The sequence below is a fragment of the Allostella sp. genome, from assembly GCF_041913585.1.
Taxonomy (GTDB): Bacteria; Pseudomonadota; Alphaproteobacteria; order ATCC43930; family Allostellaceae; genus Allostella.
The window spans coordinates 1-23208 of sequence record NZ_JAYSFE010000076.1; the positions used below are offsets into that span (position 1 = coordinate 1).

Sequence of the window (23208 nt, forward strand, 5' to 3'; positions counted from 1 at the left end):
TGGCGATCCGCAAGGAACTGCTTCGCCGCAACGGCGTTATCGCGACCGCCAGGACGCGCTCCCCCGGCCCGGCGCTGGACGCGACGGACCGGGCGGAGCTCGACAACCTCCTGGCCCGGCTGCAGCGGCGCCTCGCCGAGATGGGGCGTCCCCGGCCGATGGCCGCGCAATAGAGAAGACAGGAGCCCGCCATGCGGATGCGTTCCATCGCCCTCCTCGCCTCGGCGATCGCCCTCGCCGCGCCCGCCGCGGCGTCCGCCCAGGACTATGGGTCCGGGCTGCGCTGCTACGAGATCAACGACTTCGGCTGCGCCCTCAGCCACTGGATGCCGCTCGCCCAGAGCGGCATGACGCGGGCCCAGTATCGCGTCGGCTCCGCCTATGCCGAGGGCACCGGCGTCCCGGTCGACAAGGCCGAGGCCTACAAGTGGCTGTCGATCGCCGCCGCCAAGGGCGACCGCACCGCCGCCGAAGCCATCGATTCGATCGGCCCGACCATGAGCCGGGCCGAGATCGAGGAAGGGATGCGCCGGGTCGGCGAGTTCCGCTCGATGCGGCGCGGCCGCATCTGACCTAACACTCGCCGGCGGTCACCCCGCCGACGAGATTGAGGCCGAGCAGGCGGGCGCTGTCGAGCGGGTCGCCCGTTTCGGCCGGGCGCAGCAGGCCCGGCAGGGCCGCGATGTGCGCGTCCCAGGCCAGCCGCAGCCTCCGCGCGGCGTCGAGTTCCACGATCTCGAAGCGCAGGGAGGCACCCGGGCCGACCTGGGCGATGGTGCCGATGTCGGGCGTCACGATCGTCGCGATCTTCGGATAGCCGCCGGTCGGCTGGCGGTCGGCCAGAAGGACGATCGGGTGGCCGCTCGCCGGCACCTGGATGCTGCCGAGCGCGATGCCGTCGGAGACGATGTTGTCGCTGCCGGCATGGCGCAGCGTCGGCCCGGACAGCCGATAGCCCATCCGGTCGGCGTCGGCAGTGACCAGGAACGCGTCCGTGGCGAGGGTGGCGATCGCATCGCGGCCGAAATGCCCGGCCTGCGGTCCGAGCACGACGCGCAGGCGTGACGGACGGGGCCAGCGCACGGCCTCCGGCAATTCCAGTTCCGCCCCGGCCGCGGCCGCGCCGAGCGGCAGCGCGTCGTCCGGTCGCAGCGCGCGGCCCTGCCAGCCGCCGATGCCGGACCGGACATGGGTCGACCGGCTGCCCAGCACCGGCGCCACGTCGACGCCGCCCGCAACCGCCAGATAGCCGCGCAGCCCGTCCTCGGCGCGGCCGATCGTCAGCACCTGGCCGGGCCGCAGCAGGAACGAGCGCCAGGCTGGAACCGGCCGCCCGTCGACCGCCGCCAGGAAGGCCGCACCGGTGACGGCGACGCGCCGCGGCTCGCCCTCGATCTCCCAGCGTCCGCCGGTCAGGGTGAACTCGATCGCCGCCGCGTCCGGCGGATTGCCGACCAGCACGTTGGCGATCCGATAGGCGAGCAGATCCATCGCCCCGGCGACGACGACGCCGAAGCGCTGCCAGCCGTAGCGGCCGGCGTCCTGTACCGTCGCCAGCAACCCGGGGTCCCGGACGTGGAGCAGCCCCATGTTCTCAGTCGATCCGGCGCGCGACCGGCCCCGGGTCCGTCTCGAGCGCCGCAAAGGTCGCGGCGTCGATGCGTTCGAACCGGACGATGTCGCCCGCCGCCAGCAGAAAGGCGTCGTCGCCCCGCGCGAGGTCGAACATGCGGGCCGGCGTGCGTCCCAGGAGATGCCAGCCGCTCGGGATGGGAATCGAGGTGATGCCCGCCTGAACGCCGCCGATCGCGACCGAGTTGGCGGGGATGCGCAGCCGGGGGCTCGGGCGGCGGGGCGTGTGCAGCGCCTCCGGCAGACCGCCCATGTAGGCGAATCCGGGGGCGAAGCCGATCATGTAGACGCGGTATTCGGCCGCGAGATGCAGTTCCACCACCCGCTCCGGGGTCAGCCCGTGGCGTTCGGCGACATGCTCCAGGTCGATGCCATGCTCGCCGCCGTAGCAGACCGGGAAGATCCATCGCCGCCCTTCGACCGGCACGTCGCCGGGCGGCACCAGGCGCAGCAGCGCCGCCGCCAGTCCGGCGAAGTCCACCGCGCCCGGATCGTACTGGACGAACAGCGAACGGTAGGTCGGCACGCTCTCGCGCACGCCCGGCAGCGCCGCCGCGCGCAGCCGCCGGTCGAATTCCAGGACCCGCCGGTTGACGACCGGATCGACCGTGTCGCCCAGTTCGACCGTCAGCGCCGCGTCGCCGGCCGGCAGGACGCGCGGCGCCCCGAGGCCGGTCTCCGGCTCGGCCGTCACCGCTGGATCATCTGGTCCGGCAGCCAGGTCGCGACCTCCGGGAAGAACCACAGGATGACCACCGCCACGACCAGCAGCAGGAAGAACGGCATCGTGTCGGCGGCGATGCGGAAGATGTTCTTGCCGGTCAGGCCCTGCAGCACGAAGAGGTTGAAGCCGACGGGGGGCGTGATCTGCGCCATCTCGACGACGAGCACGATATAGATCCCGAACCACAGCAGGTCGATGTTCGCCGCCTGGACCATCGGCAGCACGACGGAGGTCGTCAGGACGACCATGGAGATGCCGTCGAGAAAGCAGCCGAGCACGATATAGACGAGGGTCAGCGCCAGCAGCAGCATCCAGGGACTGAGGCCGAGCTCGCCGATGGCCCCGGCGAGCGCGCGCGGGATGCCGGTGAACCCCATGGCGATGGTCAGCACCGCCGCACCGGCCAGGATGAAGGCGATCATGCAGGAGGTGATGGTGGCGCCCATCAGGCTCTCGCCGAAGCTCTTGCGGGTCAACGTGCCCGTCAGCGCGGAGAGCACGAGCGCGCCGACGACCCCCAGCGCCGCCGCCTCGGTCGGCGTCGCGACGCCGCCGTAGATCGAGCCGATGACGGCGGCGATCAGCAGCACCACGGGGATCAGCCGGCGCGACGCCCAGAGGCGCTGGGCGAAGCTGTAGTCGAAATCGGCCGGCGGCACCCGGGCCGGGTGAAGCTTCGCCCAGATCATCACGTAGCCCATGAACAGCAGCACCAGCATGATCCCGGGCAGGACGCCGGCGATGAACAGCTTGCCGATCGAGACGTCGGCGGCGACGCCGTAGACGATCATGATGATCGAGGGCGGGATCATCAGCCCCAGCGTCCCCGACCCCGCCAGGGTCCCGATCGCCATCCCCTGGTCGTAGCCGCGCCGGTTCAGTTCCGGCAGCGACATCTTGCCGATCGTCGCCGCGGTCGCCGCCGACGAGCCGGACACCGCGGCGAAGATGCCGCAGCCGATGATGTTCACGTGCAGGAGCCGCCCGGGGAGCCGCGCCATCCACGGCGCCAGCCCCTCGAACATGTCCTCCGACAGGCGGGTGCGGAACAGGATTTCGCCCATCCAGATGAAGAGCGGCAACGCCGTCAGCGTCCAGCCGGTGGTCGAATCCCAGAACTTGGTCGCCATCACCGTGCCGGTCTCGGTGCCGGCGAAGAACTCCATGGCGACGAGCGCCGCCCCGAGCAGCGACAGGGCCACCCAGATGCCGCTGCCCAGAAGGACGAAGAGGATGAGGATGAGGAGGAAGGCTACCCCGATCAGGTCCACGGCCGCAGCCTTTCCTCAGTTGGGGTTGCGGGCGACGGCGGCATCGCCGAGCTGATCGGATTCGAGCAGCGTCGAATCGGCGGTCTCGAAGGAGGCGCGGCCGCCCGACAGGACCGTGAGCAGGTCGTCGAGGAAGGCGACGGTGAGCAGGATCAGCCCGGCGCTCATCGACAGCTGCGGCAGCCAGAGCGGGATCGCCACGATGCCGGGCGACACGTCGCCCAGCGTGTAGGATTCCCAGGTCAGGAAGCAGCACCACCAGGCGGCGTAGCCGCTCATCGCGGTGGCGGCGGCGAGGCACCAGAGCTCGAACGCCCGGCGGGTCCCCGGGCCGAGCTGCTGGAGCATCAGTTCGACCCGGATATGGCCGCCGCGCCGCAGCGCGTAGGCCAGCGCGAAGAAGGTCGAGGCGCCCATGAAATAGCCGGAGATGTCGTCGGCCGAAGGAACCTGGAAGCCGACGAGCCGGCCGACGATCTGGGCCATGATCGTCGACGCGATGCCGACCATGAAGACGCAGCCGAGCGCGCCGCCCGCCCAGTAGAGGCCGTCCAGAAATCGCCGCATCCGCCCCTCCGCCAAGCGCCCGGGCACCACCTGCACGAATCGAACCGGGCCGGCCCCTCGCGGAGCCGGCCCGGGCGATTTCCGCCCTTACTGGCGGTACGCCTTGATGATGCCGGCGCCGGCGGCGCCCGCCTTCTTCTCCCACTCGGCGACGAGCGCCGCGCCGACCTTCTGGTACTCGGCCTGGAGGGCCGCCGGCGGCGGGGACACGGTCATGCCATTCTTGGCCAGCGTCACCTTGGTGTCGTCGGAGACCTTCTGCATCAGTTCCCAGCCGCGCTTCTCGGCCAGTTCGGCAACGTTGAGGAGCACGCGCTGCTGCTCCTCGGACAGGCGGCGGAACGCCCGCTCGTTCACGAGTACGCCGTTGCGCGGATGCATCGCCTCGGTCTCGTAGAAGTACTTGGAGAACTCCCACGCCTTGGTGTCGACCCCGGTCGCGCCCGAAGTGATCATCGCGCTGATGACGCCGGCGGAGAAGGCCTGCGGCACCTCGGCCTGCTGCACCGTCGCCGGCTGGGCGCCGATCAGTTCGGCGAGGCGCGCCGTGACCGCGTTGTAGGCCCGGAACTTGACGCCCTTGAAGTCCGAGAGCGCGTTGATCGGGTTCTTGGAATAGACCCCCTGTCCCGGCCAGGCGACCGAGAACAGCATCAGCATGCCCTGCTTCTTCAGGTTGCCCTGCAGGACCGGCCGCTGCGCCTGGTAGAGCTTCCAGGCAGCGTCGTAGCCGGCGGCCAGGAAGGGCAGCCCGTCGACTTCCAGCACCGGGTCCTCGTTGCCGTAGGCCGACAGCAGGATCTCGCCGATCGGCACCTGGCCCGTCTGCACCGCCCGCTTGATCTCCGGCATCTTGAAGAGCGAGGCGCCGGAATGGACGACGATCTCGAGCTTGCCGCCGGTCGCCTTCTTCACCTCTTCGGCGAACCAGCGGACGTTCTGGGTGTGGTAGTTGCTGTCCGGATAGGCCGTCGGCATGTTCCACTTGGTCTGGGCCGCCGCCGCGCCGGCCGTCATCACCGCCCCCACGGCCGCCACCGTCAGAATTTTCCGCATCTTCGTCTCCCCTCGCCTGAACATGAAGCGTGCCGACGGGCCGGTTCCTGTCGAACCTTGTTGCCGCGCGCCCCTGCTGGCGCATTGTTCGCGTGGCGCCGATCCAGGGTCAAGGCCCGTCGCTGCACTGCAAGACAGCCGTCTTGACCGGCGGGACCCAGGCACCGATAGCTCAGGCGACACAACCGGGGATTTCACGCCATGGGCAAGACGGTCGACATCAATTCCGACATGGGCGAAGGCTTCGGCGCCTACCGCATGGGCGACGATGCGGCGATGCTGTCGATCGTGACCTCGGCCAACGTCGCCTGCGGCTTCCATGGCGGCGATCCGCTGGTCATGCACGAGACGGTGACGACGGCGCTCGCCAACGGAGTCGATGTCGGCGCCCACCCGGGCTTCTTCGATCTCTGGGGGTTCGGCCGCCGGCGCATCGTCGGCGAGCGCCCGAGCGACCTCGAGAAGTCGATCGTCTACCAGCTGGGCGCCCTCCAGGCGATGGCCCAGGTCGCGGGCCACCGGGTCACCCATGTCAAGCCGCACGGGGCGATGTCGAACATGGCCTGCGTCGATCAGGCGATGGCCGACGCCATCGCCCGCGCCGTCCGCGCCGTCGACCGCCGCCTCATCCTGATGGCGATGCCGAACACCGAACTGGAGCGCGCCGGCGAACGCGCCGGCCTCCCGGTCGCGCGCGAGATCTTCGCCGACCGCGCCTACGACGACGACGCCAACCTCGTGTCGCGGGGGCTGCCCGGCGCCGTCCTGCACGACGCCGAGGAGAGCGCCCGGCGCGTCCTCGACTTCCTCGCCGACGGTGCCATCCGCAGCGTCGGCGGCAAGCGCATCCCGGTCGCCATCGACACCATCTCGGTCCACAGCGACACCGCCGGCGCCGTCGCCATGGCGCAACTGCTCCGCCGCCGTCTCGACGAGGCGGGCATCGCCGTGCGCCCGCTCAGCCAGTTCATCGGCTGAGGGCCGAAACGGAACGAGCCCCGGGGTTTCCCCCGGGGCCCGTTCGCCGACGCCGGCGTTCGCGCGTCAGCCCATGACCTTCGCCAGGATGGCCAGGAGCAGGATCGCGACGATGTTGGTGATCTTGATCATCGGGTTGACGGCCGGGCCGGCCGTGTCCTTGTAGGGGTCGCCGACGGTGTCGCCGGTGACCGCCGCCTTGTGGGCGTCGGACCCCTTGCCGCCGTAGTTGCCCTCCTCGATGAACTTCTTCGCATTGTCCCAGGCACCGCCGCCCGAGGTCATCGAGATGGCGACGAAGAGGCCGGTGACGATGGTGCCGAGCAGCATCGCGCCGAGCGCCGCGAAGCCCGCGACCTTGCCGCCGATCGCCGCGATGACGATGAAGAGGATGATCGGCGCCGCCACCGGCAGCAGCGACGGGATGATCATCTCCTTGATCGCCGCCTTGGTCAGCATGTCGACCGCCGCGCCGTAGTCCGGCTTCGCCTTGCCGGCCATGATGCCCGGGATCTCCTTGAACTGGCGGCGGACCTCGACCACGACCGCGCCGGCGGCGCGGCCGACGGCGGTCATGCCCATGGCGCCGAACAGGAAGGGCAGCATGCCGCCGACGAAGAGGCCGACGACGACGTAGGGGTCCTGCAGGTTGAAGGTGACGTTGATGTTCGGGAAGTAGTGGCGCATGTCCTCGATGTAGGCGGCGAACAGCACCAGCGAGGCGAGCGCCGCCGAGCCGATCGCGTAGCCCTTGGTCACCGCCTTGGTGGTGTTACCGACCGCGTCGAGCGCGTCGGTCGTCTTGCGGACGTCCTTGGGCAGGTCGGACATCTCGGCGATGCCGCCCGCGTTGTCGGTGACCGGGCCGTAGGCGTCGAGCGCGACGATGACGCCGGCCAGCGCCAGCATGGTGGTGGCGGCGATGCCGATGCCGAAGATGCCGGCGATCAGGTAGGCGGCGATGATGCCGCCGCAGATCACCAGCACCGGCAGGGCCGTCGCCTCCATCGAGACCGCGAGGCCCTGGATGACGTTGGTCCCGTGGCCGGTCACCGACGACTTGGCGACGCTGCGCACCGGCCGGTAGGCGGTCGAGGTGTAGTACTCGGTGATCCAGACCAGGAGGCCGGTCACGGCGAGGCCGATGACGACGCACCAGATCAGGCTCATGCCGGTGATCGTGCCGGACGACAGGGCGAGCGGCGCGTTCAGCCCGACCATCCAGGCCGTCACCGCGACGATGACGACGAAGGAGATGACGGCGGAGACGATGAGCGAGCGGTAGAGCGCGCCCATGATGTTGCCGCTGGCGCCGAGCTTGGCGAAGAAGGTGCCGATGACCGACGCGATGATGCAGGCGCCGCAGATGGCGAGCGGATACATCATCATGACGGCCTTCTGCGCGGCGTCCGCGAAGAAGATGGCGCCGAGCAGCATGGTGGCGACGATCGTCACCGCGTAGGTCTCGAAGAGGTCCGCGGCCATGCCGGCGCAGTCGCCGACATTGTCGCCGACATTGTCGGCGATGACGGCGGGATTGCGCGGGTCGTCCTCGGGAATGCCGGCCTCGACCTTGCCGACGAGATCGGCGCCGACGTCGGCCCCCTTGGTGAAGATGCCGCCGCCGAGACGGGCGAAGATCGAGATCAGCGAGGCGCCGAAGCTGAGGGCGACCAGCGCCTCCAGGACGGCGCGCAGGCTGGCGTCGTCGGCCGCGCCCTTCCAGGCGAGCAGGATGCCGTAGTAGCCGGCGACGCCGAGCAGCCCGAGGCCGACCACCAGCAGGCCGGTGATGGCGCCGGCGCGGAAGGCGACGTCGAGCGCCGGCTGCAGGCCCTTGCGCGCGGCCTCGGCGGTGCGGACGTTGGCGCGCACCGACACGTTCATGCCGACATAGCCGGCCGCGCCCGAGAGCACCGCGCCGATGATGAAGCCGATCGCGACGTGCAGTCCGAGGAAGATGCCGAGAACGATGCAGACGGCGATCCCGACGATGCCGATCGTGCGGTACTGCCGGTTCAGGTAGGCCTGTGCCCCTTCCTGGATCGCCGCGGCGATCTCCTGCATCCGCTTGTTGCCGGGGCTCGCCGCGAGAACGAGGCGGCTGGCATAGAGCCCGTAGATGAGCGCCAGCACGCCGCAGGCGAGCGTGAACCAGTAGGCCGCTGTCATTGCCGGTTCCTTCTTTCGTGAGACCCGGACGGGTCCGTCGGCCGTACGCGCGCGCCAAGCCTCCCGGCGCGGCACGGCCTCCCAAGAGCGGCGCGGGTTATGCCAGAACGCCCAATTCCGCGCAACACGCGGCGATTTGGCGGCTTTTTCTAGGCGAGGGCCGGCTGCCGCGCACGCAGCCACAGGACCGCCGCCAGGACCGCCAGGAGGAGCGGCGCGACGCCGATATTGACCGCGGCCCAGCCGAGGTTCTGGAGCAGCGCGCCCGAGGAGAAGGACGCCACCGTGACCAGCCCGAAGACCAGGAAATCGTTGAGCGACTGGACCTTGGCGCGCTCGGCCGGGGTGTGCGTGCGGGTCAGCAGCGTGGTGGCGCCGACGAAGACGAAGTTCCAGCCGACGCCGAGCAGCAGCAGGCCGGTCCAGAAGTTCATGAGGTCGACGCCGGCGAGGTTGATCGCGATGCAGGCGACGTTGAGCGCGATGCCGGCGAGCATGACATTGATGACGCCGAATCGCAGGATCAGATGGCCGGTGAAGAAGGCCGGCACATACATGCCGAGCGCATGCCACTGGATGACGAAGGCCGAATCCTCGAACGGCAGGCTGCACGCCGCCATGGCGATCGGCGTCGAGGTCATCACCAGCGACATCACGGCATAGCCGACCATGCCGCCCAGCACCGCGACCACGAAGGTGGGCTGTCGCACGATCTGCGACAGCGGCCGGCCCTGGTCCTGGCGCTCGGCGCGGGTCGGGGCCGGGATGGTGAGGAAGCGCTGCACCACGATCGCGGCCATGTGGAGCCCGGCCACCACCAGGAAGCAGCCGGCATAGACGACCGGCGCCAACAGGTCGCGGGACCACTTGGCGAACTCCGGCCCGAACGAGGCCGAGACGATACCGCCCGCCATCACCAGCGAGATCGCCCGGCTGCGGAACCGTTCCGGCGAGGCGTCGGCGGCGGCGAAGCGGTAGAGTTGGGCCACGCCGTTGGCGAAGCCGATGACGAAGCTGCCGGCGGCAAAGCCCCAGAAGGACGCATGGAGAATGGCCCAGGTCGCGATCGCCGCCCCGACCACCCCGGTCGCCGATCCGGCCGTGAACCCGGCGCGGCGGCCGAACCGCTTCATCAGGAAGGCCGACGGCAAAGTCGACAGCATCATCGCCGTGAACTGCAGTCCGAGCGGCACGGTCGCCAGCGACTTGTCGTCGGCGAGCGACAGCCCGACCAGCCCCGTCACCACCATGATGACGTTGGTCGCGGTCATCGACAGCGCCTGGCACAGCGCAAGCAGGGCCACGTTCGCCTTGGCGGCGAACGGAACGGGGGCAGACATCGGGTCCGGGTATTCCGCGGAGGTGGGAACCGCGTCAGAAGTGCCGGTAGCCCGCGCCGGCCACCGACAGCGATCGACCCTGCTCGTCTAGCACGCGGACGCCTGCGCCCGCCACCACCCGGCCGATCTGCCGCACCGGCACGCCGGCCACGGTCTCCGGCACCGGGCCCGGGGCCGTGAACAGCAGTTCGTAGTCGTCGCCGCCGCCCAGCACCGCCGACCACAGGCCGGGATCGCGGTCGAGCGCGGCACGGCCGGCCGGGGACACCGGCACGCGGTCGCGCTCGATCTCCGCCCCCACGCCCGAGGTCTCGGCGATATGGCCGAGATCGGCCACGAGCCCGTCCGACACGTCGAGCATGGCACTGGCGACGCCGCGCAGCACCGGGCCGACCGCGACCCGCGGCCTGGGCAGGAGATAGCGGTCGCCGAGAAAGGCGAGGTCGGCAGCACCGATCCCCGGCGGCAGGCGCCCATCCAATGCCAGCAGGCCGAGCGCGCCATCGCCGACGGTTCCGGTGACATAGACCCCGTCCCCGGGGCGGGCGCCGTTGCGCCGGATCGCCTGACCGAGCGGCACCTCGCCGAAGGCGGTCAGCGACAGGGCGATCGGTCCCGGAGTCGCGACCGAATCACCGCCGAAGAGACCGACCGAGAACTCTTCCTGGTCGGCGGCGAGGCCGGCGGCGAAGCGCTCGAGCCAGTCTTCGCCGCAGCGGCGCGGCAGCGCCGTGGTCATGACGTAGCCGAGCGCCCGGGCGCCCATCGCCGCGATGTCGGAGAGGTTGACCCGCAGCATCTTGCGGGCAACCAGGTCCGGCGGATCGGCGGCGCGGAAATGCACGTCCTCGATCAGCGCGTCGGCGGTCACCACCAGCACATGGCCCGGCGCGGGCGACAGGAGGGCCGCATCGTCGGTGAGGTCGAGGGCGCCCGGCGTGCGGCTGGCGAGCGGGCGATAGAAGCGCCGGATGCGCTCGAACTCACCGAGCGGCGCCGGTTCCGGCACGCCGCCCCTCCTCCATCTCCGGCCGCAGCGCCCGGCCGAGCCGGTCGAGCACGGCGTTCACCAGCCCCGGCTCCTTCTGGGCGAAGAAGGCGTGGGCGACGTCGACATAGTCGTTGATGATGATGGCGGGCGGCGTCTCGGGCCGGGCGAAGAGCTCGAAGGCGCCGGCCCTGAGGATGGCGCGCAGCAGCACCTCCATCCGCTCGACCTTCCAGTCCCCCGACAGCGCCGAGGCGATCATCGTATCCAGTTCGTCCGAGCGCGCCCGGACGCCCTCGACGATGGCGGCGAAGAGCAGCCGGTCGGGTGCCTCCAGCGCCGGCTCGTCGGCCTCCTCGCCGGCGACGCCGCCGTCGGTGAGGCGATGGCGGACGAACTCGCCGATCGCCTGGCGCGCCGAGGCGCCGGTGAACTCCATCTGGTAGAGGGCCTGCACCGCCGCGAGCCGCGCCGCCCGGCGGCCGGCGATGGTGCTGCCGGACACGGGTTCGCTCGCAGGTTCGCTCACGAGGCCAGCCCCAGCTTGTGCTTCAGGTCGACCATGGCGAGGCAGGCGGCGGCCGCGTCGCCGCCCTTGTTCTTCTCGCCGACGCGGGCGCGGGCCCAGGCCTGGGCGCCGTTCTCGACCGTCAGGATGCCGTAGCCGACGGCGAGGCCCTCGCGCACCGCGAGGTCCTGGAGACCGCGCGCGCTTTCCCCGCAGACATAGTCGTAGTGGGTGGTCTCGCCGCGGATGACGCAGCCGAGCGCGACGTAGCCGTCGAAGCGGGTGGCGCCCTGCACGGTGCGGCCGGCGCGGTCGAACATGGCGATCGCGGCCGGGATCTCGAAGGCGCCGGGTACCGCCACCCGCTCGAAGGTGCAGCCGGCCGCCGTCAGGCGCTCGGCGGCGCCGCGCACGAGTTCGTCGGCCAGGTCCTCGTAGAAGCGGGCTTCGACGATGAGAATATGGGGCGCCTTCATGTCGGGGAGTCCGCTGCGACGGGGATGGCACGCTGCTCGACGACGGTCAGTCCGTACCCCTCGATCCCGATCAGGGTCTTCGGCCGGTTCGACAGCAGGATCAGTTCGCGCACGCCGAGGTCGAGCAGGATCTGGGCGCCGACGCCGTAGTCGCGCAGCTCGCTGCCCATCACCGGCTCGCCGCGGACGCGGGCGCGCACGCGATCGGTCAGGCTGGTCGGCAGCGGGTCGCGGATGAGGACGACGACGCCCCGCCCTTCCCGCCCGATCTCGCGCATCGAATGCTCGAGCTCGCCGCCGCGGCCGCTCGCCACGTCGCCCAGCACGTCGTCCAGCACGTTCAGCGCGTGCATCCGCACCAGCACCGGACCGGGCGCCGAAAGGTCGCCCTTCACCAGCGCGATATGTTCGGCGTAGGCGACCTTGTTGACGTAGACGCACATGCGGAACGGGCCGCCGAACCGGCTCTCCAGCGTCGCCTCGACCGCCCGCTCGACGATCCGGTCGTGGCGGCGGCGATAGGCGATCAGGTCGGCGATGGTCGCGATCTTCAGCCCGTGCAGCTGGGCGAAGGCGATGAGGTCGGCACGGCGGGCCATGGTGCCGTCGTCGTTCATGATCTCGCAGATCACGCCCGACGGGTTGAGGCCGGCGAGCCGCGAGATGTCGACCGCCGCCTCGGTATGGCCGGTGCGGACGAGGACGCCGCCCTCCCGCGCCACCAGGGGGAAGATGTGGCCGGGCGTCACGATGTCGCCCGCGCCGCGGGTCGGGTCGATGGCGACGGCGATGGTGCGGGCGCGGTCCGGCGCCGAGATGCCCGTCGTCACCCCTTCCTTGGCCTCGATCGAGACGGTGAAGGCGGTCGACAGCCGGGAGGCGTTCTGCTGCGGCATCAGCGGCAGGCCGAGTTCCTGGACCCGGCGGCGCGTCAGCGCGAGGCAGATCAGGCCGCGGCCGTGCTTGGCCATGAAATTGATCGCTTCCGGGGTCGCCATCTGGGCCGGGATCACGAGGTCGCCCTCGTTCTCGCGATCCTCGTCGTCGACGAGGATGAACATGCGGCCGTTGCGCGCCTCCTCGATGATCTGTTCGATCGGCGACTGCACCTCGGTGAAGCTCACGCTCAGTCCTTTCCCATGAGGCGTGCGACGTATCGCGCGATCGTGTCGATCTCGAAATTCAGGACGTCGCCCGGCCCGACCCGGCCGAGCGTGGTCGCCGCCAGGGTGTGCGGGATGATGTTCACGCCGAACCGCGGACCGTCAACCCGGTTGACCGTCAGCGACACGCCGTCGAGCGCCACCGAGCCCTTGGGGGCGACGAAGCGCGCCAGCGCCGCCGGCACCTCGAACAGCATGCGCACGCTGTCCCCTTCCGGCCGCGCCTCGATCAGCGTCGCCAGCCCGTCGACATGGCCGGAGACGATATGGCCGCCGAGCGTGTCGCCGAGGCGGAGCGCCGGCTCGAGGTTGATCTCGGTGCCGACCTGCCAGCGGCCGAGCGTGGTGCAGGCCAGCGTCTCCGCCGAGGCCGAGACCCGGAACCAGCCGGGCCCCGCCGCGATCACCGTCAGGCAGCACCCGCTGCACGCGACGGAGGCACCTTCGGCGAGGTCGCGCGGCTCGAGCCTGGTCTCGATCGTCAGGTAGGTGTCGCCCCGCGACTCCACGGCGGCGACGCGCCCGCGGTCGACGGTGATGCCGGTGAACATGCCTTCGCTTTCCGAATTTCCGCGGGCCCGGCCGGGGCCCCGTCGCCGCCGGTTCGCGCCGTCGACGGCAAGGCCGGGGTCTAAGCCCTCGGCCCCCCGGACGTCAATCGCGCTCGCGGCGGCGGTAGTGCTCGAGCAGATCGTCGCCGAGCTCGACGATCTCGCCGCGCACGAAGCGCGGCGCGGCGTCCGGCTCGTCGATCCCGAAGGCGACGGCAGCCGCCACCCCGTCGCCGCCGATGATGGCCGGCGCGCGGAACCAGGCGAGATGGTCGACGAGATCGTCGCGGAGCAGCGTCGCCGCCAGGCGGCCGCCGCCTTCGACCAGCACCCGCGTCAGGCCGCGGCTGCCCAGCGCCGCCAGCGCATCGGCCATGTCGATCGTCCCCGGCTCGCGCGGCTCGACGCGGATCACGGTCACCCCGCACTCCTCGTAGGTCCGGGCGCGCACGGGGTCGGCGTCGGGCAGCGTCACCAGCCAGACCGGGGCCGCGCCCGCGCCGCGCACCAGCCGGGAGGTCAGCGGCAGCCGCAGCCGCCCGTCGACCACGATGCGGACCGGCTGGCGATCCTCCAGTCCCGGCAGGCGGCAGGTGAGCAGCGGGTCGTCGGCGACGGCGGTGCCGATCCCGACCATGACGGCGTCGTGCCGCGCCCGCATCAGGTGCGCGCGCTCGCGGGCGAGCGGCCCGGTGATCCAGCGGCTGGCGCCGGTGTGGGTGGCGATCCGGCCGTCGAGGCTGGTCGCCATCTTCAGCGTCACCATCGGCCGGCCGTCGCGGAGCCGCCGGAAGAAGCCCTCGTTGAGCGCCTCGGCCTCGTCGGCGAGCACGCCCGCGGTGACCGCGACGCCCGCCGCCCGCAGCCGCGCGGCGCCCTTGCCCTGGACCCGCGGGTCGGGATCGTCGACGGCATAGACGACGCGGGCGACGCCCGCCGCCGTCAGCGCGTCGGTGCAGGGCGGGGTCCGCCCCCAGTGGCAGCAGGGCTCCAGCGAGACATAGACGGTGGCCCCCCGCGCCGCCTCGCCGGCGCGGGCCAGGGCCTCGACCTCGGCGTGCGGCCGTCCGCCCGGCTGCGTCCAGCCGCGGCCGACCACCTCGCCCCCGCGGACGACGATGCAGCCCGCCGACGGGTTCGGCCAGACCCGGCCGAGATTGCGCTCCGCCAGCGCGAGCGCGCCCCGCATGTGGCGGACATCGTCGGGAAGCAGCGGCGCCGCCCTAGTCCGGGTCGGCGCCGAGGCGGCCAACGAAATCCTCGAAATCCTTGGCCTCGCGGAAGTTGCGGTAGACCGAGGCGAAGCGGACATAGGCGACCGGATCGAGCTGGGACAGGGCTTCCATGACGTACTGGCCGACCATGTCCGACGGGATCTCGCTCTCCCCGGCGCTCTCCAGGCGCCGCACGATGCCGTTGATGACGCGTTCGATGCGGTCCGGCTCGACCGGCCGCTTGCGCAGCGCGATGTAGATCGAGCGCGCGAGCTTGTCGCGGTCGAACGGCTGACGGGCCCCCGTCTTCTTGACGATCGTCAGTTCGCGGAGCTGCACCCGCTCGAACGTCGTGAAGCGGGCACCGCAGTTGGGACAGGACCGCCGGCGCCGGATGGCGGCCTTGTCCTCGGTCGGCCGGCTGTCCTTGACCTGCGTGTCGTCCGACCCGCAGAACGGGCATCGCATCGCTCTTCCCCCCTGGAAAGCGTCCCGCCCGTTGGTCAGGCGAGCCCTGGATAGATCGGGAACCGTGCCGTCAGCGCCTCGACCTCGGCGCGGACCGCCGCCTCCGCCGCGCCGTTCGCCTCGCGGCCCTTCGACAGTTCCTCGAGCACGTCGCCGATCAGGTCGCCGACGCGCGCGAATTCCGCCGGGCCGAAGCCGCGGGTGGTGCAGGCCGGCGTGCCGAGCCGCACCCCGGACGTCACCATCGGCTTTTCCGGGTCGAACGGGATGCCGTTCTTGTTGCAGGTGATGAAGGCGCGCTCCAGGGCCTTCTCCGCATCGCGGCCGGTGGTGCCCTTGGGCCGCAGGTCGACCAGCATGAGGTGGGTGTCGGTGCCGCCGGAGACGATCGCCAGCCCCCGCTTCGTCAGGCTGTCGGCCAGCACCCGGGCATTGTCGACGACCGCCCTGGCATAGGCGGCGAAGGACGGCCGCAGCGCCTCGCCGAAGGCCACTGCCTTGGCGGCGATGACATGCATCAGCGGGCCGCCCTGGAGGCCGGGGAAGACGGCGCTGTTGATCTTCTTGCCGATCTCCTCGTCCATCGACAGCACCATGCCGCCGCGCGGCCCGCGCAGCGTCTTGTGCGTCGTGGTGGTCACGACATGGGCGTGCGGCAGCGGGCTCGGATGCGCGCCGCCGGCGACGAGGCCGGCGAAATGCGCCATGTCGACCATGAGGTAGGCGCCGACCTCGTCGGCGATCGCCCGGAAGCGGGCGAAATCGATGATCCTGGGATAGGCCGAGCCGCCGGCGATGATGAGCTTCGGCCGGTGCTCCCGGGCCAGACGCTCGACCTCGTCGTAGTCGATCCGGGCGTCCTCGCGACGGACGCCATAGCCGACCGCATGGAACCACTTGCCCGACAGGTTCGGCGGCGCCCCGTGCGTCAGGTGCCCGCCGGCCGCCAGCGTCATGCCGAGAATGGTGTCGCCCGGCTTCAGCAGCGCCAGGAACACCGCCTGGTTGGCCTGGGCGCCGGAATGCGGCTGCACGTTGGCGAAGTTGCAGGCGAAGAGCCGCTTGGCGCGGTCGATCGCCAGTTCCTCGGCGACGTCGACATACTCGCACCCGCCATAGTAGCGGCGGCCGGGATAGCCCTCCGCATACTTGTTGGTGAGCACCGAACCCTGCGCCTCGAGCACCGCGCGCGAGACGATGTTCTCGGACGCGATCAGCTCGATCTCGGAGCGTTGGCGGCGCAGCTCGCCCTGGATGCCGCCGAGGAGCTCGGGGTCGGCGTCGGCCAGCCCCGCGGTGAAGAATCCGTCGCTGACGCCCGGGGCGGGCTGGGTCGAATCCATTTCGGGAAATCCGCTTTCTGCTGTCGGAGGATCAACCGAGCTTGGCGACGCGCGGACCGTGGCGCCCGCCCGCGAAGTCGGTCGAAAGGAAGGTCGCCAGACAGTCCCGCGCAACCTCGGCACCGGTCGTCCGCTCGCCGAGAACGAGGACATTGGCGTCGTTGTGCTCGCGACACAGCCGGGCACCGGTCACGTCGTGACAAAGTGCCGCACGGACGTGGCGATGGCGGTTGGCGGCGATCGAGATGCCGATCCCGCTGCCGCAGACCAGCACCCCGCGCCGGCAGGTGCCGGTCGCCAGCGTGGCCGCGAGATGCTCGGCCATGTCGGGATAGTCGACCGGCGCGCCCGGCGCGGTGCCGAGGTCGAGCGGCTGGAAACCGAGGCGTTCCAGTTCGGCGGCCAGAATGGCCTTGAGTTGCGCTCCGGCATGGTCCGAAGCCAAGGCGATCACTTCCGGCGTCTGCGGCGCGGCGCTCATCGTTGCGGTTCCCGAAAATCCGACCCGTCCATTACCATATGTCGGCGCCGGCTGCCACACGCCCCCCAGCCTTTGCAGGCGGGGCGACCGCGAGTCCCGGTCGCACGCGCGACCGCCGAAGATTGCGGTCGCCACCCGTGCCAAGAGATGAAACCGCCGATTCTGCGCCGGTTGCGGTCGCCACTGTCGTTACTCTGGAAGTCCGAGCATTGACTTCCAATATCCGTGCATGCCAGTTTCCGGTCTTCTTGATCTGGACTATCGGGGTTTTCTCAATGGATGAAGAGCGCATGAGCAGCGACCAGCATGAGGAACTGCTGCGGATGACGACCGAGGTCGTCGCCGCCTATGTCAGCAACAACGAACTGCCGGCGACGCAGATCTCGGACGTCATCGGTGCCGTCTACACCTCGCTCAAGGCGCTCGACGGCGCGGCGCCCGAAGCGAAGGCCGAGCCGCTGAAGCCCGCCGTACCGGTCAAGAAGTCGGTCAATCCCGACTACCTGATCTGCCTGGAGGACGGCAAGAAGCTGAAGATGCTGAAGCGCCACCTGCGCACGACCTACAACATGACGCCCGAGGAATACCGGGCAAAGTGGGGTCTGGCGCCCGACTATCCGATGGTGGCGCCGAATTATGCCGCGCAGCGGTCGGACTTCGCCAAGAAGATCGGCCTCGGCCGGACCGGCGGTCGCAGCACCGGTCGCCGCGGCAAGAAGTAGTCGGTCGGCGCCGGCGCCAGCCGCGCCGCGCCAACGAGAACGGCCCGGCGGTCACCCGCCGGGCCGTTCGTGTTTCCGGACCGGGTCCGGATCACATGCCGGAGCCGATCGCCTCGTACTTGCCGTCCTTCCAGTCGTAGAAGACGTAGAGCGGATTGACGACGTCGCCCTTGCTGTTGAACTCGAGCGTGCCGATCACGGTCTTGTACTTGCCGGTGCGGAGCTGCTTGGCGACATCGGCCGTCTTGATCGACTTCGCCTTGTTGGCCGCCTCGGCCCACACCTGGATCGCGGCATAGGTGTAGAGCGTGTAGCCCTCGGGGTCGTAGTTCTTCGCCTTGAACTGGGCGACGACGTCCTTGGCGTCGGGGACCTTGCGCGGATCGGGGGCGAAGGTCATGCGGGTGCCCTCGCCCGCCTTGCCGGTGATCTTCCAGAACTCGTCCGTGACCAGCGCGTCGCCCGAGATAAGCTGGGCGCCGAAGCCCTGCTCGCGCGCCTGGCGGACGAGCAGTCCGGCCTCGGTGTGGTAGCCGCCAAGATAGATGACCTCGACCTTGGCCGCCTTCATCTTGCTGATGAGCGCGGTGAAGTCCTTGTCGCCCTGGGTGATCGCCTCGTACATCGCTTCCTTGTGACCGGCGGCGTTCATCGCCTTCTTGGTCTCGTCGGCCAGTCCCTTGCCGTAGGCCGACTTGTCGTGAAGGATCGCGACGCCCTTGCCCTTGTACTTCGTCGCCAGGAACTTGCCGGCGACGAGGCCCTGCGCATCGTCACGGCCGCAGGTGCGGAAGACGTTCTTCCAGCCCTTCTTGGCCGCGTCCTCGGTCAGCGCCGGATTGGTCGAGGCGGGCGTGATCTGCAGGATGCCGTTTTCGTTGTAGACCGCCGAGGCGGGGATCGACGAGGACGAGCAGAAATGCCCGGCGACCAGCGCCACCTTCTTGGAGGCGAGCTGGTTGGCGACCGCGACCGCCTGCTTGGGGTCGCAGGCGTCGTCGCCGATCTCGAGCTTCAGCTTGCGCCCGAGGACGCCGCCCTTGGCGTTGATGTTCTCGACCGCCATTTCGGCGCCCCGGCGCAACTGCTCGCCGAAGGCGGCGTACTGGCCCGTCATCGGTCCCACGGAGGCGATGACGATGTCCTGGCCCGCCGCCGCCCCGGCGAACCCCACCGCCACCGCGGCGGCTGCGACGAAGCCTGTCACTCTGCGCATAGTATTCGCTCCCAATGGTGGTTGCCCCGGAGCGACGAATGGCGCGTCGCCCCACCGCCGGCGCCGACGCGCACCGCGTCGGGAGCGCCGCTCGTTGCCGCCGATCCTAAGCGATCGACAGTCTTCGCGCGAGCGGTCACCCCGCGCGCGCGCGCCATGACAGCAGGCCTGCCCGCTCATACAGCCAGGGGTACTGCGTGACCATCCGATGCACGCGCATGGCGCGATGGGCAAGGCTCGCGATCGCCAGCAGCACCAGCGAATGCACGAGATAGCCGAGCGGCGACAGCAATTCGCCGCCGAACAGCGCGAAGGTGAGAAAGCGGTCGCCGACGCCGAGCAGGAAGGAGTAGGGCACCGTCTGCCACCATGGGCGCCAGGTGCTGGCGACCGCCTGCCCGGTCATCCAGGCGGCACCGCCGAAGAGGATCAGGGTGAGGCCGACGAAGACCGGCAGGCTGGTGCCGAGCAGGGATTCCATCGCCTCAATGCCCGCCTTCGAGATAGGCCGCCCGGACTTCCCGGTTCGCCAGCAGCTCCTGGCCGGACCCGCTCATGGTGATGCGGCCGTTGACGAGGACGTAGCCGCGATGGGCGAGGCGCAGCGCATGGTAGGCGTTCTGCTCGACCAGAAAGATCGTGGTGCCTTCCTGGGCATTGATGTCCCGGATGACCTGGAAGATCTGCTTGACCACCATCGGCGCCAGGCCGAGCGAGGGCTCGTCCAGCAGCAGCAGACGCGGCCGGCTCATCAGTGCCCGGCCGATCGCCAGCATCTGCTGCTCCCCGCCCGAGAGCGTGCCGGCGCGCTGCTGGCTGCGCTCCTCCAGCCGCGGGAAGAGCCGGAAGACGCGGGCGAGGCCGTCGGCGAAATGCTGGGGCGCCGTGGTCGCCCCGATCTGGAGGTTCTCCAGCACGCTCATGCGCGGGAAGATCCGCCGCCCCTCGGGCGACTGGGCGATGCCGAGCCGGACGATCTCGAAGGTCGGCAGCGCGGTGATGTCTCGGCCCTCGAAGATCACCCGGCCGTGGCGGGCGCGCGGGTTGCCGCACAGCGACATCAGCAGGGTCGACTTGCCGGCACCGTTGGCGCCGATCATCGTCACGATCTCGCCCTGCTGGACCTCGAGGTCGACGCCCTTCAGCGCCTCGATATGCCCGTAGAAGGTGCGCAGGCCCTGGATCGACAGCATGACTCAGCCCTGCTCCGCCGCCAGGTCGGCCGCGACCTCCGGCGGCAGCGACTCGTCGTCGTCCTCGCCGAGATAGGCGCGGATCACGGCCGGGTCGCTGCGCACTGCGGCCGGCGGCCCGTCGGCGATGCGGCGCCCGTAGTCGAGCACGACGACGTGGTCGGAAATCTCCATGACGACGCTCATGTCGTGCTCGATGAGCAGCACGCCGCAGCCGTCCTCGTCGCGGATGGAGCGCAGGAGCCGGTTGAGTTCGGCCGATTCGCGCGGGTTGAGGCCGGCCGCCGGCTCGTCGAGGCAGAGCAGCACCGGGCGGGTGCACATGGCCCGCGCGATCTCCAGCCGCCGCTGGGCGCCGTAGGGCAGGTTCCCCGCGTCCCAGTCGGCGACGTCGGAGAGGCGGGTGCGCTCGAGCCAGTGGCGGGCGAACTCCACCGCCTCGCGCTCGGCGCGGGCATAGGCCGGATGCCCGAGGAGGCCGAGCAGCGAGAATCCGGACGCGCGCATCAGCGGGTTGTGCTGGGCGACCATCAGGTTCTCCAGCACCGTCATGCGCTGGAACAGGCGGATGTTCTGGAAGGTCCGGGCGACGCGCGCCTCCTTGGCGATCCGGTGGCCGTCGAGCTGTTCCAGAAGGTAGGTGCCCTGCGGATGCGTCAGCGTCAGCCGGCCCACGGTCGGCTTGTAGAAGCCGGTCAGGCAGTTGAAGACGGTGGTCTTGCCGGCGCCGTTCGGGCCGATGATGGCGGTGATGGCGTTGGCCTCGGCCGAGAAGGACAGGTCGTCGATCGCGGTCAGGCCGCCGAAGCGCATCGTCAGATGCTCGACCGTCAGCAGGCTCGTCACCCGGCGCCTCCGGGCGGGACGACGCGCGCCGTGCCGAGCCGGATCGTCGGCTCGCGGTGCGCGAGAAGGCCGAGCGGCTTCCACACCATGATGCCGACCATGCCGGCGCCGAACGCCAGCATGCGGAACTGGTTGAGTTCGCGCAGGAACTCCGGCAGGCCGATCAGCACGAAGGCCGCGAGCACGATGCCGAGCTGGCTGCCCATGCCGCCCAGCACGACGATGGCGAGGATCACGGCGGATTCGATGAAGGTGAAGCTCTCGGGGCTGATGAAGCCCTGGCGGGCAGCGAAGAAACAGCCGGCGAAGCCGGCGAAGCCGGCGCCGATCGCGAAGGCCGAGAGCTTGGTGTTGGTCGGGTTGATGCCGAGCGAGCGGCAGGCGATCTCGTCCTCGCGCAGGGCCTCCCAGGCGCGGCCGACCGGCAGGCGCCGGATGCGGCGGGTGAAGGCGTTCACCACCAGCGCCAGTGCGAGGATGATGAAGTAGAGGAAGATGACGCGGTGGATCGGCGAGAACTCGAGCCCGAAGAAGTCGGCGAAGGTGGTCTCGTCCTCCTCGGGCGACGCCCGGAACGGCAGGCCGAAGAAGGTCGGCCGCGGGATGCTGGCGATCCCGTTCGGCCCGCCCGTCACCTCGTACCAGTTCAGCAGCACGATGCGGATGATCTCGCCGAAGCCCAGCGTCACGATCGCGAGATAGTCGCCGCGCAGCCGCAGCACCGGGAAGCCGAGGAGGATGCCGAAGAGCGCCGCCATCAGCCCGCCGAGCGGCAGCGCCATCCAGAAGGTGAAGCCGGCGGCATCGGCGAGGATGCCGAAGGTGTAGGCGCCGACCGCGTAGAAGGCGACGTAGCCGAGGTCGAGCAGCCCGGCAAGGCCGACCACGATATTGAGGCCCCAGCCCAGCATGACGTAGGTCAGGACCAGGATCGCGATGTCGAGCAGGCGCTGGTCGACGAAGGGAAGGAAGGGAAAGAGCACCGCCAGCGCCAGGAAGAGCGGCGGCGCCGCCCGCCGGGCCGAGGCGGCCGCCGCGGCGGGGACGACCTGCACCTCGCGCCCGGCCGTCGCCCCGCGCCAGACGACGAGCCCGGCCCGGATCGTCAGCACCGCCGCCGGGACGGCGAGCAGGCCGGCCAGCGTGTCACCGGTGACCGCACGGCCGACGGCGGCCACGGTGCCGACCGCCGCCAGGACCAGCACCGGCAGCGCCAGCCCATGGCCGATCAGGGAGAGCGCGAGGCGGCCGACGAACACCGCCGCGACGACGACCGCGACCGCCCCGAAACGGTAGTTGAGGCCGAGGCCGCCGCCCGAGACGTCGACCGTCTCGAAGCCGATCAGCGGCATGGCCAGGGCGAGCGCCAGGATCGCGGCGAGCAGGGCGTCGCCGAGGAGCGCGCCGAACGGGATGCCGGGCGCCGACGGGCGCGGGTCGGCCACCGCCATCGGCGCTAGACCTTCTCGACTTCGGGCCGGCCGAGCAGGCCGGTCGGGCGGAAGATGAGCACCAGGACGAGCACCGCGAAGGCTGCGACGTCCTTGTATTCGACGCTGAAATAGCCCGACCAGAAAGCCTCGATGAGGCCGATCAGGATGCCGCCCAGCATCGCCCCCGGCAGCGAGCCGATGCCGCCGAGGACGGCCGCGGTGAAGGCCTTGAGGCCGGCGAGGAAGCCGATGAAGAAGTCGACGACGCCGTAGTAGAGCGCGAACATCAGCCCGGCCACGGCCGCCAGCGCCGCGCCCATGACGAAGGTCAGCGAGATCGTGCGGTCGACGTCGATGCCGAGCAGCGCGGCCATGCCGCGATCCTGCTCGCAGGCGCGCTGCGCCCGGCCGAGCGCGGTGCGGGTGATGAGCAGCGTGAAGCCGACCATCAGCGCGACGGTGACGGCGATGATGATCATCTGGGTGTAGTTGATCTGGACCGCGAAGCCGTCGCCCTCGGTCAGCACGATGCCGCCCGAGATCAGGGGCGGCAGCGGCTTGATCCGGGCCCCCTGAAGGAGCTGGACGTAGTTCTGCAGGAAGATCGACATGCCGATCGCCGAGATCAGCGGCGCCAGGCGGAAGGAGCCGCGCAGCGGCCGGTAGGCGATCCGCTCGACCGCCCAGCCGTAGGCGGCGGTGAAGACCATCGTCACCACGAGGACGAGCAGAATCGCCAGCGGGATCGAGGCGACGCCCGCCATCCACAGCAGCGCGAAGGCGATGATGGCGATGAAGGCGCCGATCATGAACACGTCGCCATGGGCGAAGTTGATCATGCCGATGATGCCGTAGACCATCGTGTA

General features: G+C 70.4%; 25 protein-coding genes. 3 read left to right on the forward strand and 22 right to left on the reverse strand.

The features are described 5' to 3' along the window. Positions 1–191: 191 nt before the first annotated feature. A complete protein-coding gene (locus ACE3Q3_RS14955) occupies positions 192–572 on the forward strand; it encodes a hypothetical protein (protein WP_374447381.1) in 381 nt (126 codons plus the stop codon). A gap of 1 nt (position 573) precedes the next feature. Here the strand turns inward: ACE3Q3_RS14955 and ACE3Q3_RS14960 are convergent, their stop codons facing one another. From ACE3Q3_RS14960 to ACE3Q3_RS14980, 5 genes are all read right to left on the reverse strand, one after another. Then, positions 574–1590, reverse strand: coding sequence for a biotin-dependent carboxyltransferase family protein (locus tag ACE3Q3_RS14960; RefSeq protein ID WP_374447383.1), 1017 nt, complete (start codon positions 1588–1590; stop codon positions 574–576). A 4-nt stretch (positions 1591–1594) separates the two neighbouring features. After that, the gene (gene pxpB, locus ACE3Q3_RS14965) at positions 1595–2326 is read right to left on the reverse strand and encodes a 5-oxoprolinase subunit PxpB (RefSeq protein WP_374447387.1); all 732 of its coding nucleotides are present in this window, start codon (positions 2324–2326) and stop codon (positions 1595–1597) included. Further along, complete coding sequence (locus tag ACE3Q3_RS14970; RefSeq protein ID WP_374447388.1) at positions 2323–3627, reverse strand: TRAP transporter large permease; 1305 nt, start codon at positions 3625–3627, stop codon at positions 2323–2325. Before ACE3Q3_RS14970 ends, pxpB begins: the two co-directional genes overlap by 4 nt. 15 nt (positions 3628–3642) lie before the next feature. Further along, the gene (locus ACE3Q3_RS14975) at positions 3643–4194 is read right to left on the reverse strand and encodes a TRAP transporter small permease (protein ID WP_374447391.1); all 552 of its coding nucleotides are present in this window, start codon (positions 4192–4194) and stop codon (positions 3643–3645) included. An 87-nt stretch (positions 4195–4281) separates the two neighbouring features. Then, positions 4282–5250, reverse strand: coding sequence for a TRAP transporter substrate-binding protein (locus ACE3Q3_RS14980; RefSeq protein ID WP_374447393.1), 969 nt, complete (start codon positions 5248–5250; stop codon positions 4282–4284). A gap of 201 nt (positions 5251–5451) precedes the next feature. Here ACE3Q3_RS14980 and ACE3Q3_RS14985 point away from each other — a divergent pair, with 201 nt between their 5' ends. Further along, positions 5452–6228 carry a LamB/YcsF family protein gene (locus ACE3Q3_RS14985; RefSeq protein WP_374447394.1) on the forward strand — a complete coding sequence of 259 codons (777 nt, stop codon included), beginning with the start codon at positions 5452–5454 and terminating at the stop codon, positions 6226–6228. Between the two features lie 66 nt (positions 6229–6294). Here the strand turns inward: ACE3Q3_RS14985 and ACE3Q3_RS14990 are convergent, their stop codons facing one another. The 11 genes from ACE3Q3_RS14990 to rpiB all read right to left on the reverse strand — a co-directional run bounded on the left by ACE3Q3_RS14990 (position 6295) and on the right by rpiB (position 16932). Beyond that, the gene (locus tag ACE3Q3_RS14990) at positions 6295–8400 is read right to left on the reverse strand and encodes a sodium-translocating pyrophosphatase (protein ID WP_374447395.1); all 2106 of its coding nucleotides are present in this window, start codon (positions 8398–8400) and stop codon (positions 6295–6297) included. A gap of 149 nt (positions 8401–8549) precedes the next feature. Continuing rightward, a complete protein-coding gene (locus tag ACE3Q3_RS14995; protein WP_374447398.1) occupies positions 8550–9740 on the reverse strand; it encodes an MFS transporter in 1191 nt (396 codons plus the stop codon). A gap of 34 nt (positions 9741–9774) precedes the next feature. Then, positions 9775–10749 (reverse strand): thiamine-phosphate kinase, encoded by a 975-nt coding sequence (gene thiL / locus ACE3Q3_RS15000; RefSeq protein ID WP_374447401.1) that lies wholly within the window; start codon positions 10747–10749, stop codon positions 9775–9777. After that, positions 10724–11233, reverse strand: coding sequence for a transcription antitermination factor NusB (gene nusB / locus ACE3Q3_RS15005; protein WP_374447404.1), 510 nt, complete (start codon positions 11231–11233; stop codon positions 10724–10726). Before nusB ends, thiL begins: the two co-directional genes overlap by 26 nt. A gap of 20 nt (positions 11234–11253) precedes the next feature. Next, positions 11254–11712: a 6,7-dimethyl-8-ribityllumazine synthase gene (ribH, locus tag ACE3Q3_RS15010; RefSeq protein WP_374447406.1), complete on the reverse strand. Its 459-nt coding sequence runs from the start codon at positions 11710–11712 to the stop codon at positions 11254–11256. After that, positions 11709–12842, reverse strand: coding sequence for a 3,4-dihydroxy-2-butanone-4-phosphate synthase (gene ribB / locus ACE3Q3_RS15015; protein WP_374447437.1), 1134 nt, complete (start codon positions 12840–12842; stop codon positions 11709–11711). Before ribB ends, ribH begins: the two co-directional genes overlap by 4 nt. After that, positions 12839–13426 (reverse strand): riboflavin synthase, encoded by a 588-nt coding sequence (locus ACE3Q3_RS15020; protein WP_374447409.1) that lies wholly within the window; start codon positions 13424–13426, stop codon positions 12839–12841. The genes ribB and ACE3Q3_RS15020 overlap by 4 nt, the downstream gene beginning before the upstream one ends. A gap of 103 nt (positions 13427–13529) precedes the next feature. Then, positions 13530–14615 carry a bifunctional diaminohydroxyphosphoribosylaminopyrimidine deaminase/5-amino-6-(5-phosphoribosylamino)uracil reductase RibD gene (ribD, locus tag ACE3Q3_RS15025; RefSeq protein ID WP_374447411.1) on the reverse strand — a complete coding sequence of 362 codons (1086 nt, stop codon included), beginning with the start codon at positions 14613–14615 and terminating at the stop codon, positions 13530–13532. 34 nt (positions 14616–14649) lie between these two features. Continuing rightward, positions 14650–15108 (reverse strand): transcriptional regulator NrdR, encoded by a 459-nt coding sequence (gene nrdR / locus ACE3Q3_RS15030; protein WP_374447413.1) that lies wholly within the window; start codon positions 15106–15108, stop codon positions 14650–14652. A gap of 35 nt (positions 15109–15143) precedes the next feature. Continuing rightward, the gene (gene glyA / locus ACE3Q3_RS15035) at positions 15144–16451 is read right to left on the reverse strand and encodes a serine hydroxymethyltransferase (RefSeq protein ID WP_374447415.1); all 1308 of its coding nucleotides are present in this window, start codon (positions 16449–16451) and stop codon (positions 15144–15146) included. A 31-nt stretch (positions 16452–16482) separates the two neighbouring features. Further along, positions 16483–16932: a ribose 5-phosphate isomerase B gene (rpiB, locus tag ACE3Q3_RS15040; RefSeq protein ID WP_374447418.1), complete on the reverse strand. Its 450-nt coding sequence runs from the start codon at positions 16930–16932 to the stop codon at positions 16483–16485. Positions 16933–17207: 275 nt separating this feature from the next. On the opposite strand from rpiB, the gene ACE3Q3_RS15045 reads away from it, so the two are divergent. Further along, positions 17208–17654, forward strand: coding sequence for a MucR family transcriptional regulator (locus ACE3Q3_RS15045; protein WP_374447420.1), 447 nt, complete (start codon positions 17208–17210; stop codon positions 17652–17654). A 91-nt stretch (positions 17655–17745) separates the two neighbouring features. Here ACE3Q3_RS15045 and ACE3Q3_RS15050 read toward each other — a convergent pair whose 3' ends face one another. The 6 genes from ACE3Q3_RS15050 to ACE3Q3_RS15075 all read right to left on the reverse strand — a co-directional run. Further along, positions 17746–18870, reverse strand: a complete 1125-nt coding sequence (locus ACE3Q3_RS15050) for a branched-chain amino acid ABC transporter substrate-binding protein (protein ID WP_374447423.1) — start codon at positions 18868–18870, stop codon at positions 17746–17748. 136 nt (positions 18871–19006) lie between these two features. Next, entirely contained in the window at positions 19007–19351 is a 345-nt protein-coding gene (locus ACE3Q3_RS15055) for a DUF6867 family protein (protein ID WP_374447426.1), read from the reverse strand. A 4-nt stretch (positions 19352–19355) separates the two neighbouring features. Then, positions 19356–20063: an ABC transporter ATP-binding protein gene (locus ACE3Q3_RS15060; protein ID WP_374447428.1), complete on the reverse strand. Its 708-nt coding sequence runs from the start codon at positions 20061–20063 to the stop codon at positions 19356–19358. 3 nt (positions 20064–20066) lie between these two features. Further along, positions 20067–20876, reverse strand: a complete 810-nt coding sequence (locus ACE3Q3_RS15065; protein ID WP_374447441.1) for an ABC transporter ATP-binding protein — start codon at positions 20874–20876, stop codon at positions 20067–20069. A 29-nt stretch (positions 20877–20905) separates the two neighbouring features. Beyond that, on the reverse strand, positions 20906–22360 hold the full coding sequence (gene livM / locus ACE3Q3_RS15070; RefSeq protein WP_374447431.1) for a high-affinity branched-chain amino acid ABC transporter permease LivM: 1455 nt from the start codon (positions 22358–22360) through the stop codon (positions 20906–20908). Positions 22361–22365: 5 nt separating this feature from the next. Then, positions 22366–23208: branched-chain amino acid ABC transporter permease LivH (locus tag ACE3Q3_RS15075; protein ID WP_374447434.1), on the reverse strand; the 843-nt coding region annotated here is incomplete at its 5' end.